Here is a 13,079-nt window from a genome sequence, read left to right as displayed (position 1 = left end):
GGACTCACTAAAGAAATCTTTCTTAACTTATATCCAAATCTTTCACTGTTGAGCATACTGACTTGATGCAGGCGAGAATATAAATCTTTCTTACCTTATATCCACAGAGAGTTCGAGGATAGTAATGAAAGAATAATCCAGTGGGACTTTACCCCAAAATCATTTTAATAGTTGATAAAGAAAATGGAGAAAACCCTCATTACTTAGAAGCGCTGATCCTAAGCGCAATATGGTGGACCGTTTATCTCTTTCTCGTATCCTCATCTGAACAACAATAATTATGAAAAGGCTATTAGTTCCCAAACTTTCACAGATCTGCCAAACAGCGGCAGAGATACCCGTTATATTCGACCATGAGAATATCAAATGGCAACCCATAGATACCGTCAATTGGCCCGACCATCCTTATCATCCGACCGTTTTCTTCAGAATTGCCCATTCAGGTGATACCATTTATATCATGTATCATGTCACAGAAGAAAACACAAGGGCTGTCAATGCAGAGGACAATGGACGTGTATGGGAAGATTCCTGTTGCGAATTTTTCTCTCAATTCGAGAAGGGCGGTATCTATTATAACATGGAATGCAACTGTATCGGCACCTTGTTGATCGGGTGTGGGGAAAGTCGGAGTAATCGTGAACAGGCTTCCCTCGATACGCTGAAAAGTATCGATCGTTGGTCTTCTAACGGCCGCCTGCCTTTTGCTGAATTGCCTGGGATAACAACGTGGGAACTGGCATTAAGGATTCCCGTAAGCGCCTATTTCAAGAGCGCCATACAATCTGTTTCAGGAAAAGTTGTCTATGCTAATTTCTATAAGTGTGGAGATAAACAGAAACAAAGCCATTATCTCTCATGGAACCCGATAGATACGCCTCACCCTGATTTCCATCAACCCAATTCTTTTGGAGAATTGGTGTTTGAATGATTCTTCTCATCTAAAAATCATTCTAGCCAAAAGAGTTAAGTTGTCACACGTCTTCCTATAGATAGTTATGAAGCATCTGCAATAAAAGAAGAATAAAACTATCGTATCAATTTATCCGAGATCAACTGTAGTCTTACCACCTATAAAGAAACGTCAGGCATTGATTTTGGGTTCTCGACGGCAAGACAATCGTAGTTTGACAATCAATGCAGTCTCCCACACTTTGACCATACGGTCTTCTCTACATAATCGAATACCCGTTGAGTAGCACCTGCAAGACTTCTGACGAAGGCCCCTGCAGCATCACCGGCTCTCTTTACCACAGCCGGGGCTTTCAGGAATGTATTCATGAGTTGCTCAAAATCCTCATAAGATTGGATTTCAAAGCCACCACCGGATTTGAGTAAGCCTTGAGCCTCACGGAATCTCTTGTTGTTCGGACCGAAAATGACAGGGACATTCCAAACGCCAGCTTCGAGGGTATTATGAATCCCTACACCAAAGCCACCACCGATATAAGCTACATCAGCATAGCGGTAAATGCCGGAAAGGAGTCCAAAGCAATTAATGACCAAACACTGTGCATGGGCAGCCTCTTCAGGTGTTGTATCCGTGTAATAGACCGTCGGCATTTTAAGTTTTGACTGAATCTGCTTCAGATGCTCAGGTGTAATCACATGGGGTGCAATAACCAAGCGCCAATCAGGATGATCGTTAAAGAACTTAATAAAGATATCTTCGTCAGGAGGCCAACTGCTGCCGGCAATGAAGACCTTATATCCCTCTTTAAATGCCTCTACGACCGGGAATGGTTTCGCAGCTTCTTTGATCTGCAGGACACGGTCAAAACGCGTATCCCCCACTATATCGACATCCCTCACACCAATCATCTCCAACAAGTCCTTACTCTTCTGGTTCTGTACAAACAGACGGGTAAAGCATTTCAAGACATGGGCATAGACACAACCGTACCATCTGAAGAAGATCTGCTTCTCCCGAAAGATACTGCTGACACTATAAGTGGGGATATTCCGCTTTTTCAGTATATTGAGATAATTCCGCCAAAATTCATATTTGATGAAGAAAGCCATGACAGGATGAACCAACCCCAAGAAACGTTTGGCATTGAGAGGCGTATCCAATGGAAGATAACAGATAATATCTGCACCTTGATAATCCTTACGCACCTCATAGCCCGAAGGAGAAAAGAATGTCAGTAAGATCTTATATTCCGGATGAGCCTGGTGAATACATTCCATCAGCGGGCGTCCCTGTTCAAATTCACCGAGAGATGCCGCATGAAACCAAATATACTTTGCTTCAGGATCTACCTTTTCCCTGAGAATATTAAAAGCCTGGTGTTCACCGCGCCACATCTTCTTGACTTTCGCATTGAACAAACTATCAATAGCTACGCCCAGGGAATAAAGATAGAGAAAAAAATCATACATATGCCGGATTCTGTTTACCTAAAGCGTTTATTTCAAAATTTCTATAGCACGATGCAAACGTCTGAGACATTCCCCTTTGCCTAAGAAGGCAGAAATATCAAACATACCAGGACCTTTGCCAATACCTACAAGAGCCAACCGGAATGCATTCATGACATCACCTAGTTTATATTGTTTCTCATTAATCCATTTCATTACGGTATCTTCCTGCCCTTTCACAGAGAAGTCTTCGATACCGTTAAGGACATCGATCAATTCAGTCATCTGTTGTGCCGAATAATCTTTCCACCGCTTCTTTACCGTTTTAGCATCGTATTCAGAAGGAGCAACAAAGAAGAAGGCACACAGTGGCCAGAGTTCTTTGACGAAATCGACACGGTCCTTCATCATCCTGACAACATCCTCAATGCGGTCCGGAGTAGTCTTTATTCCATGCTCAGCGACGATAGGAGCGAAAAGCTTTGAAACCTCCTCATCGCTTTTACGAAGCATATACTCATGATTGAACCACACAGCTTTCTTATAATCAAAACGTGCGCCTGACTTTGAGCACTTGCCGATATCAAAGAGTTTGACAAGTTCGTCCAGTGAGAAGAGTTCCTGTTCTGTCCCCGGATTCCAGCCCAATAGGGCGAGGAAATTGATTACAGCTTCAGGGAAATAGCCACTTTCACGGTATCCCGAACTCACTTCACCGGTTTTGGGATCATGCCATTCCAATGGGAACACAGGAAATCCGAGTCTGTCACCGTCACGCTTGGACAACTTGCCCTTGCCTTCAGGTTTCAACAACAAAGGTAGATGGGCAAAACGAGGCATTTCATCCTCCCATCCGAAAGCACGATAAAGCAGGACATGCAAAGGTGCGCTCGGCAGCCATTCTTCTCCACGAATCACATGGGTGATCTCCATCAGATGGTCATCTACGATATTTGCCAAATGATAGGTCGGCAGTTCATCAGAACTTTTATAGAGTACTTTGTCATCGATGATATCGCTCTTCACGCACACTTCGCCTCGAATCATGTCTTCGACATGCACGTCTTGACCAGGTTCCACCTTGAATCTGACCGTATATTCAGTCCCTGCAGCTAAAAGCCGCTGAACTTCATCTTCAGGCAAAGACAAGGAATTACGCATCTGCATACGTGTATGGGAGTCATACTGGAAGTTCTTGATCTCTTTCCGCTTCTCCTCCAACTCTTCCGGCGTATCAAAAGCATAATAAGCCTTCCCCTTATCCAGGAGGATCTGGACATATTTCTTATAGATCTCACGGCGTTCACTCTGACGGTAAGGACCGAACTGTCCTCCAAAGCCGACACCTTCATCGAAATGAATGCCCAGCCATTTGAAAGACTCAAGGATATACTCCTCTGCCCCCGGAACAAAACGATGCGTATCCGTATCCTCTATTCTGAATACCAGTGCGCCATGATGCTGGCGAGCAAAAAGATAATTAAACAACGCAGTACGCACGCCACCTATATGCAAAGGTCCTGTTGGACTAGGTGCAAAACGCACGCGGACTTTTCTTCCAGCCATGATAAAAATCTACCTAAACAATTATTTTCGTGCAAAATTAATATTTTTTTTCGAACATTGCAATTTTTTTCGTACTTTCGCAAAGTATAATACAATATTCAAGACATTCATGAATCTATTTAAAAAACAAGAAGATCACTATTGGCGCGATTTCTTTACCCGTTCCGGGTTAGTCATCGCTACTGTAGCCATCATCGTATGGTTCCTGCCTCGTAATGAAGGCAGGCAATTCCAATACGATATGGGGAAGCCTTGGATGTATGGCGCATTTATCGCTAAATTTGATTTTCCTATCTATAAGACTGACGAGACCATTCAAAAAGAGAAAGACTCCTTACTGAAACGGTTCCAACCTTACTATAATTATAATGCGCAAATAGAAAAAGACAATATCGGGAAATTCCTCACTGATTTTAAAGGCGGCATCCCCGGCCTGCCTAACGGATATGTGTCGTTGATTGCTGAACAGTTGCACCAACTCTATCAAGCCGGAATAATGAATACTCCGGAATACAACACAATCTACAAAGACTCTACCGACATGATCCGTGTGGTCATCGGCAAACAGGCTCAAAGCAGAGTGGTCAACCGACTCTATTCGACCTTGTCTGCCTATGAGCAATTGTTCATGAATGAGAGACTGAACAAGGAGCGGTTGATCCTGCAACGCTGCAATCTCAATGACTATATCGAACCGAACCTGATCTATGACAAGAGCAGGAATGAAACGGAAAAGAACGATCTGCTGAGTGCTATTCCTTTAGCCAGTGGCATGGTCCTCAGCGGTCAGAAGATCATCGACCGAGGGGAAATCATCAACGACTACGATTATCGGGTACTCAATTCCTATGAAAAAGAAATCAAACGGAGAAGTGCGACCAAGGATGAATTGAACTCGACTATTGCCGGGCAATTGATCTTCGTGTACATTCTGGTCATGCTCTTCACACTGTACCTGATTCTGTTCAGAAAGGACTATTTCGAAAAGACCAGGAATATCCTGATGCTTTACTCCATGATCGTCATCTTCCCGATCCTGACATCATTTATGATCAAACACAATTTTCTCAGTGTCTATATCATACCCTTTGCGTTAGTACCTATCTTCATCAGGATATTCCAAGACTCACGGACAGCTTTCGTCACACATATTACAATGGTTCTCATCTGTGCCGTTGCCGTGAAATACCAATATGAATTCATTATCGTCCAATTGGCGGCAGGCATGGTTGCCATCTACTCCCTGCGAGAACTCTCCAACAGGTTGCAGGTCATCAAGACGGCACTACTGGTCACCTTGGTCAGTATGGCTGTATACTTTTCCCTCGATCTGATGCAAAGCAACGAGATTGTAAAGATAGACAGGAGCATGTACACCTATTTTATCGTAAACGGGGTCTTGCTGCTGCTGGCTAATCCTTTAATGTATCTCATCGAGAAGACATTCGGATTTGTTTCAGATGTCACGCTCATAGAACTTTCGAATACCAACAAGGGTATTCTCAGAAAACTCAGTGAAATAGCACCGGGAACATTCCAACACTCCATCACGGTAGGCAATCTGGCTGCAGAAATTGCCAATAAAATAGGGGCTAAGAGTTTGTTGGTCCGCACAGGCGCACTCTATCATGATATCGGAAAGATAACCAATCCGGTTTTCTTCACAGAAAATCAGTCAGGTGTCAACCCTCATGAGAAGATGGGTTATAAAGAAAGTGCCCAGATCATTATCAGTCACGTCACTGAGGGCATGAAAATAGCTGAGCAGATCAATCTGCCCAGTATTGTCAAGGACTTCATCATCACGCACCACGGTACCGGAATTACACGATACTTCTATGTCAAATACAAGAATGAGCATCCTGACGAAGATGTTGATCCTGCTGACTTCCAATATCCGGGTCCGAATCCATTCACACGGGAACAGGCGATCCTGATGATGGCCGACACAGTAGAAGCTGCCTCCCGCTCTTTGACGGAATATACAGAAAAAAGCATCACTGACTTGGTCAACAAACTCATTGACGGTCAAGTAGAACAAGGATTTTTCAAAGAGTGCCCTATCACATTCAGAGATATCGCACAGGCTAAACAGGTATTAATAGAAAGGTTGAAGGCCATCTACCATACGCGTATTTCTTATCCTGAATTGAAATCTCAAAAATAAGGAAGAACACAGTTTACTGTTTGTCGGTCTTCCTTTCTAAAACTCTTACGACTATTTTTTATTGGCATCAAATTAACGAACTGCCAAACCTTGGTGGCGTTAGTTTGATCTATTATGTCCAATACCTGCAAAATTAACCGGCAGATTCATATCCATGAAAGACAAAGGTACAACTCAAAATTAACCGGATATTACCCATTAATGACAAAATTCTTAAAGGATATTCCAACTGGAATTTCCTTATTCGATATAGGTTAACAGACGGGAAATAAGTTAACCTATATTAAATATTTGGTCTGATATTAGGAAAATAAGAACAATTCATGTAACTTCGCGACCAATTTGTTTTCCAAATATTAAGATGAATAAAATAAAATTAGCCTTGTTGGCCCTCTGCTATTTCATGACCACAACAATTCCAATCACAGCAGGAGGTCTGTTGACCAATACAAATCAGAATATTGCCTTCAACCGCAATATGGCTCGTGACGGGGCTATAGGCATCGACGGTGTATACAGTAACCCTGCCGGTGTAGCCTTCCTCCCTAACGGTCTACATTTGTCTTTTAATATTCAGAATGTCTATCAGACACGCACGATCAGGAGCGGCATGACTGTTCCTTCCCTGGAAGGGACACCCTACTATCAGCCGTTTAAATTGGATGGTGGGGATCAAAACGGTATCAAGACCTTTAAAGGAAAAGCATCAGTGCCTATTCTTCCGACTTTCCAGATAGCCCTGAACTATGATCGTATCGGTTTTCAACTAGGGTTTTCCATTAATGGAGGTGGAGGACAGTGTACATTCAACCGTGGGTTAGGTTCTTTCGAACGCCAGGTTGCCTTGATCCCAGCCTTGCTGTACAGTCAGGGATTCCAGTCGACCCAACCGGGATATTCTGTAGACAGTTATGTCAAAGGTCAGCAATACGTGTTCGGTCTCCAATTCGGAACGACTTATAAAATCAATCCTCATCTTTCTGTCTATGGTGGCTTCAGATTTAATTATGCCTTCAACCGTTATCGGGGAAATATCACAAATATTACTGCCGATATCAATGGGACACGAGAAAACCTATATACTTTCTTTGGGAGTCAGGCCGATACCTATAATCAGATGGCATTCTATTATAAGATGCGGTCTACAGAGATCACAGACCCCACTCAAAAGGCCAACTATGAGGTCTTAGCTCAAAAATACACCCAAGTGGCACAGCAAATGGACAACACTCAGAACCAGTTTGCTGACAAATATCTGAGTTGCGACCAATATGGTTGGGGCATCACCCCGATCATCGGTATCGATTACAAGACCGGCAAATGGAACTTTGCAACAAGACTTGAATTTACCACTCACTTCAATATAGAGAACGACACCAAGCGAGATGATACTGGACTGTTTACAGATGGAGTAAATACCCCCAATGACTTACCCGGGATTTGGACTGCCGGTGTACAGTATTCGATTCTGCCGCAAGTCAGAGTCATGGGCAGTTATCACTATTACTTCGATAAAGATGCTAAAATGGCGGATGACAAACAGAAACTCTTGGGCGGTAACTCTATGGAATACCTTTGCGGTGCAGAATGGGATATCACGAAGAACATCCTTGTCAGTGCCGGTTATCAACGCACGCAATACGATTTCGGAGACGGCTCCTATCTGAATGACATGAGTTTTGTAACGAGCAGCAATTCCTATGGCTTCGGCACAAAATTCAAGGTGATGAAAAATGCCAGCATCAACATTGCCTATTTCATCACCGCCTATGGGCACAAGAAGAAAGAATATGACCAGACCATTGCAGAAGGGGGACAAGAGATAAGTGTCCGGAATACTGACGACTTCACTCGAACCAATAAAGTGCTGGGAGTAGGACTGGATATTGATCTATAGTAACATGAGGAGGGGACTGAACCGTCAGTCCTCTCTCATTTTTTCTCAGAATAGCATATCATCAACTAGTAATTGCCTCAATAGACTCCTGAATATAATGTTCTGCAAGAACATTGCCCTGAAGAAAGAGTTTCGGAAACCTTTATCCGACTTCCGTCATTAGGAATTTTACACCTCTTATTATAATGGGTCTACATCATAGAAGACCTGCAAAGCACCGTACGCGGATTTTTTCAACATTTGATCCCGAAGATGCAAAAGACACTCTCGAACACGCTTTTGGTCAATGCCAATCTCTAGTTTAATCACCAATTTTCTTATTTCCATTGCTTTGATACGTGCTACAGGGGGCTTATCAGGACCTAAAACTCGCTTTCCGAATAAATTGACCAACTGCCTTCCCATCTCGGATGCAGCCTGTTGGACGATATTCTCATCCTTATGCTTCAAGAAGACATTAATGAGTCGATAGAACGGTGGATAGTGAAAAGTGCGACGCTCAAAAAGCAAACTTTGATAGAAACCGGCATAATCGTGATGGACCACTTGCCGGATAACTGGTAATTCCGGATTTTTAGTTTGCAGCAACACCAACCCCTGTTTCCCTTTGCGTCCTGCTCTCCCACTCACCTGAGCCATCATCATAAAAGCATGTTCATAAGCACGGAAATCAGGATAGTTAAGTATCGCATCAGCATCAAGGATCCCCACGACACTCACATGGTCAAAATCCAGTCCTTTAGTTACCATCTGTGTCCCAATGAGAAGATTCGTCCTGCCTGAAGCAAAATCATTGATAATCCGCTCATAGGCATGGCGTGTCCTTGTCGTATCAAGGTCCATTCGCGCGACACGGGCTTCAGGGAAGAGATGACGCACCTGGTCTTCGATTTTCTCTGTGCCATAGCCGACATCTTTCAAGTCAGCACTGCCACACTGGGGACACACCGTGGGTATCTTATAGGTCATACCGCAATAGTGGCAAACCAACTGATTAATATTCCGGTGAAGGGTCAGAGACACATCACAATTGACACATTTAGGAGTCCACCCGCAATTCTGACATTCGATCATCGGAGAGAATCCTCTCCGATTCTGAAAGAGAATCACCTGTTGACCACCATCCAAAGCTTGACGCATTGCAGCCAACAAGTCAGGCGAAAAAGGTCCAGTCATCATCTTCCGATGCCTTAGATCTTTGACATCCACGAGACGAATCTCAGGCAACTGGATATTCTGATACCGGGTAGTCAGATTCACCAACCCATATTTTCCTGTACTGGCATTATAATAGCTTTCCATAGAAGGAGTCGCTGTACCCAATAAAGTCTTGGCACCATACAACTTTGCCAATACGACGGATACGTCCCTCGCCTGATAGCGTGGCGCAGGATCTTGCTGCTTGAAGGAGGTCTCCTGCTCTTCATCGACGATCACCATTCCCAAATGTTGGAACGGTACAAAGACCGCACTACGGGCACCTAGGATGACATCATAAGGATGGTCTGAGAGTTGTTTCTTCCAGATTTCCACCCTCTCTGCATCGCTGTATTTCGAATGATAGATACCTAACTTACTCCCGAAGACACGCTGCAGCCGTTCCATCATCTGAACTGTCAGCGCAATTTCCGGCAAGAGATAGAGCACCTGTTGATGCTTTTTTATCGCCTCTGCAATCAGATGGATATAGATTTCAGTTTTTCCACTGGATGTTACCCCATGGAGCAATACGACATTTTCTTTCTGCCATTTATCCTTTATCTCCCCCAACGCCTTCTGCTGCGCTTGATTCAGAGGTTGGATACGCTCGGGGTGAACCATTCCTGCATGATTCAACCTGCCCACTTCCTTCTCGTAAAAATAAAAGATTCCTTTCTCCACTAATGCCTTGACCTGGGCTAGCGTACAATGGCAGGAATTCATCAGTTCTTCACGGGTAATCTCTGCGACGGCATCACGTACCTTCCCATTCTCCAATGTATCCCAATGAGAAAGGGAAAGATAAGCTATAAAAACTTTCTTTTGATTTGCTGCCCTGGAAAGCATATCCAAAACGATATGCAAGGAGGCTTCATTCCTATAAGATTCGGATAGACCTACATAAACTTCTAATTTGGGTTTATATTTGCCTAAGACTTTCAGGCCTGAAGGCATCGCCGCATTAAACACATCTCCTATCGGGGAAATATAATAATCAGATATCCACTGCCAAAGTTGGAGTTGAACGGGCAGGAGCATGGGTGCATCATCCAGAATATCCAAAATCGGTTTACACTTGAACTCCGGTTGCTGATCATGCACTTTAGCTGCTATGGCGATATACCGCTTACTGCGCCCGAGAGGGACAAGCACACGCAAGCCTGTCTGAATCCTGCCAGCAAACTTATCCGGTACGGAATAAGTAAAAAGGGCATTCAGCGGCAATGGCAATATGACATCTACAAATTTCATCACTTGCAAAGATAACAAGAAAAAAGCAGACACTCACAAGATGAGCATCTGCTTTTAATCGTTTGCAGTCGATATTCAATCAAAAATAATAAGCTAAAGCTATCTGCCAACTGTTATTTCGACTTTTATCTTTCTTCATCACATCTTTGACTCCGGTCAGCCAAGTGACATCAGCAGTTTTTCCACATGCCACATTGTAATCAGCGGAAAGTTGAAGATGCTTGAGAAGTGTTGTTCCTAAACCAAAATTCAGACTGAAGTTTGACTTCTTAAGGGAATAACTTGAACCGTCTGTCCAGCGGAAGTTCTTGTCACCTACATTGATGCCCCATTGAGGTCCTGCAAAGAGATAGACACTTGCCAAACTTCCAAGTCCCCAACCGTAACGGAGATTGACAGGAATAGCCAACTGCTGCTGTTTAACGGTTACTTTCTCTGAAGAGGCGTTATCATCCTTACCATCCACTTTAGCTGAACGATAATCATACAGTGCAGATGCATCTACTCCTAATCCGGGGATAGGTAAAGAGATCTTAACTGTCGGACCTACAAACCAGCCAGCACGATTAGAAGCATCTAAAACGTCTTTGCTGAATGACATGTCCGTCACATTCAAACCGCCTTTGAGTCCAAACTTGATCTGCGCATTTGCGGGAGTTGCACATAACAGTGCAATCAGGCAAATGGCAATTGAAAAAATCTTTTTCATATTAAAAGCCTAAATTTTAAATTAATACTCTATTATACGTAAACACACTTGACACACAACCCTACTCTCTCAATCAGGAAAACCGCACATTAATGGTGTCTAAAAATTGCATTTTCAAGACCCTCTAAACTCGACCGTATCCGATCCCTTCACATAAGACGGATCAAACAGCAAGCATCTCATCCAATCATACGCTTGCAAATGATACTTTGAGGATAGACTCCTTAAAGCCAAGGTACACCACCAAAAGGAAACCCATTTATATGGTCTTCCTCTTATTAAACGATGAGAAACCTAAAAAATTGTTATACAGAAGAATATTAACAACATAAAAAAGGTGCGCCAAAATACAGTTTCGACACACCTTTTACTGTTTTATTAAAAATTAATATTCATCTTCATTCCAAAGAAAATCTTCCTTCGTTGGGTAATCCGGCCACAAGTCTTCGATACTTTCATAGACTTCGCCATCATCCTCAATTTCTTTCAGATTTTCCAGCACTTCATCAGGAGCTCCGGAACGTATAGCATAGTCGATTAACTCATCTTTTGTTGCTGGCCAAGGTGCGTCTTCCAATTTAGAAGCCAATTCAAGTGTCCAATACATAGCATCATCTCCTTTACTTAATTTGCGTGCAAAAATAATAAATTTCCAATAAACTGCAAGTATTTATGATATTATTTTTCTGATTATTTATCAATAAAGCTTAAAATTTAAAGGTTCTTTCAAAATGATGACCACATTGCCTTCTTATTCGTTTAAAATTGATCCAGTACAATAGGTAAACATCACCGTCTCGTACTTTTTCAAGAAGATACACTACTAAATATTATTCATAAACAAAACTTGTCAATCAGAAATTCACGATGAAATTCTGTTTGGATTTAGTACGGTCAAAGAAGATGATACCACAATAATAGAGATCGAATGTAAGGCAAGTTAAAGGACTTGCAATCACCTGTCTCCAAAAATGACGATTTTGCTTATTACTGTGAATCTGTTCTAAGATTAAAATAGAATGTTGGTCAGCCAGATGCAGGAGTTTTTCGCCAACTGGTATACCCTCTTGAATCAAGTTGACATAAGCAAGATCAAAATGATTCAATTGGTCCGGCAGATTCTGATCCGATTTGGTATCGATATGAACAATAACGGTCTGTTGACAACCCGAATGAATGTAAGAACTGTATATATCCGAAGAAGGCAGATAGGAAAACCAAGTCTTTGGTTGATAAGCATTTGCTATTCGGAAATAGAGTTCACCCAACTTTCTGGAAAGGTAAGCAGCATGAGGAAACTGAGCCTTAAGATCCGAGTAATCATAATAAGGATATTTCTCATTGACGATATTTCGGATAAAGCTGTAGGCAGAAGGAGACTGAACACCGAATCCATACATGTGCCTCAATCTCCAAATCCTCAAAAAGATATTTTCCAATCGCTCCAACATACCAGTTACAATTTTAGGATAGAAAAACGATGATCCCTAATTTCATGGCTAAGACATTGATTAATGCGATACACCTCAAAAGGCCGGATTGATCAAAAAAATAAGGTAATCCGACAACAGTGATTTTTTTTGTATACCTACTATGTCTTTTAGCTTTATATCCTGCAAAGATACGCATTTACAGGAAGAATATCATATGAAATTCCAAGATTATGGACTGGCCTCCTAATCCAGGGAATGAAACAACCACTCCGCAACTATGCCCTGATGTAAGCCAAAGGCACACAAAAAAGAGGGCCCCGGAAGCATTCCTGCCTCCGGGGTCCTCATCTTCAGTCCTTCTCTTTTCTTTTTTAAAAGGAGGCGGCTGCCTACTCTCCCGCATTGCATTGCAGTACCATCGGCGCAAGTGGGCTTAACTTCTCTGTTCGGAATGGGAAGAGGTGGGACACCACCGCTCAAGCCACCTGGTTTGGC

At 42.7% G+C, this 13,079-nt stretch carries 9 protein-coding genes and 1 rRNA gene; 3 read left to right on the top strand and 7 right to left on the bottom strand.

The features are described from left to right. The first annotated feature begins 280 nt into the window (after positions 1-280). Positions 281-931, top strand: coding sequence for a carbohydrate-binding family 9-like protein (locus NG821_RS10305; RefSeq protein ID WP_252761582.1), 651 nt, complete (start codon positions 281-283; stop codon positions 929-931). A 203-nt stretch (positions 932-1,134) separates the two neighbouring features. On the opposite strand, the gene NG821_RS10300 is transcribed toward NG821_RS10305, so the two are convergent. Beyond that, positions 1,135-2,382, bottom strand: a complete 1,248-nt coding sequence (locus NG821_RS10300) for a 3-deoxy-D-manno-octulosonic acid transferase (RefSeq protein ID WP_252761581.1) — start codon at positions 2,380-2,382, stop codon at positions 1,135-1,137. A 27-nt stretch (positions 2,383-2,409) separates the two neighbouring features. Beyond that, a complete protein-coding gene (gene gltX, locus NG821_RS10295) occupies positions 2,410-3,927 on the bottom strand; it encodes a glutamate--tRNA ligase (RefSeq protein WP_252761580.1) in 1,518 nt (505 codons plus the stop codon). A gap of 109 nt (positions 3,928-4,036) precedes the next feature. On the opposite strand from gltX, the gene NG821_RS10290 reads away from it, so the two are divergent. Both NG821_RS10290 and NG821_RS10285 read left to right on the top strand, forming a co-directional pair. After that, positions 4,037-6,094: an HD family phosphohydrolase gene (locus tag NG821_RS10290; RefSeq protein WP_252761579.1), complete on the top strand. Its 2,058-nt coding sequence runs from the start codon at positions 4,037-4,039 to the stop codon at positions 6,092-6,094. 361 nt (positions 6,095-6,455) lie between these two features. Continuing rightward, the gene (locus NG821_RS10285) at positions 6,456-7,991 is read left to right on the top strand and encodes a hypothetical protein (RefSeq protein WP_252761578.1); all 1,536 of its coding nucleotides are present in this window, start codon (positions 6,456-6,458) and stop codon (positions 7,989-7,991) included. Between the two features lie 180 nt (positions 7,992-8,171). On the opposite strand, the gene priA is transcribed toward NG821_RS10285, so the two are convergent. The 5 genes from priA to rrf form a co-directional block, all read right to left on the bottom strand. Beyond that, positions 8,172-10,442 (bottom strand): replication restart helicase PriA, encoded by a 2,271-nt coding sequence (gene priA / locus NG821_RS10280; protein WP_252761577.1) that lies wholly within the window; start codon positions 10,440-10,442, stop codon positions 8,172-8,174. Positions 10,443-10,521: 79 nt separating this feature from the next. Beyond that, a complete protein-coding gene (locus NG821_RS10275) occupies positions 10,522-11,151 on the bottom strand; it encodes a porin family protein (RefSeq protein ID WP_252761576.1) in 630 nt (209 codons plus the stop codon). 385 nt (positions 11,152-11,536) lie between these two features. Continuing rightward, complete coding sequence (locus NG821_RS10270) at positions 11,537-11,758, bottom strand: DUF2795 domain-containing protein (protein WP_252761575.1); 222 nt, start codon at positions 11,756-11,758, stop codon at positions 11,537-11,539. Positions 11,759-12,005: 247 nt separating this feature from the next. Further along, positions 12,006-12,602 (bottom strand): hypothetical protein, encoded by a 597-nt coding sequence (locus NG821_RS10265; protein ID WP_252761574.1) that lies wholly within the window; start codon positions 12,600-12,602, stop codon positions 12,006-12,008. Positions 12,603-12,960: 358 nt separating this feature from the next. Beyond that, positions 12,961-13,073, bottom strand: a 5S ribosomal RNA gene (rrf, locus tag NG821_RS10260). Positions 13,074-13,079: the final 6 nt, after the last annotated feature.

The sequence above is a fragment of the Segatella cerevisiae genome (genome assembly GCF_024054555.1).
GTDB classification, from domain to species: Bacteria; Bacteroidota; Bacteroidia; order Bacteroidales; family Bacteroidaceae; genus Prevotella; species Prevotella cerevisiae.
This window is presented reverse-complemented; position numbering and strand designations above follow the sequence as displayed.

Bases quoted from the DNA above. Each gene is read 5' to 3' on its own strand.
- priA (WP_252761577.1), bottom strand. From the start codon at position 10,442: ATGAAATTTGTAGATGTCATATTGCCATTGCCGCTGAATGCCCTTTTT.
- NG821_RS10265 (WP_252761574.1), bottom strand. From the start codon at position 12,602: ATGTTGGAGCGATTGGAAAATATCTTTTTGAGGATTTGGAGATTGAGG.
- NG821_RS10275 (WP_252761576.1), bottom strand. From the start codon at position 11,151: ATGAAAAAGATTTTTTCAATTGCCATTTGCCTGATTGCACTGTTATGT.
- NG821_RS10305 (WP_252761582.1), top strand. From the start codon at position 281: ATGAAAAGGCTATTAGTTCCCAAACTTTCACAGATCTGCCAAACAGCG.
- NG821_RS10270 (WP_252761575.1), bottom strand. From the start codon at position 11,758: ATGTATTGGACACTTGAATTGGCTTCTAAATTGGAAGACGCACCTTGG.
- NG821_RS10290 (WP_252761579.1), top strand. From the start codon at position 4,037: ATGAATCTATTTAAAAAACAAGAAGATCACTATTGGCGCGATTTCTTT.
- NG821_RS10300 (WP_252761581.1), bottom strand. From the start codon at position 2,382: ATGTATGATTTTTTTCTCTATCTTTATTCCCTGGGCGTAGCTATTGAT.
- gltX (WP_252761580.1), bottom strand. From the start codon at position 3,927: ATGGCTGGAAGAAAAGTCCGCGTGCGTTTTGCACCTAGTCCAACAGGA.
- NG821_RS10285 (WP_252761578.1), top strand. From the start codon at position 6,456: ATGAATAAAATAAAATTAGCCTTGTTGGCCCTCTGCTATTTCATGACC.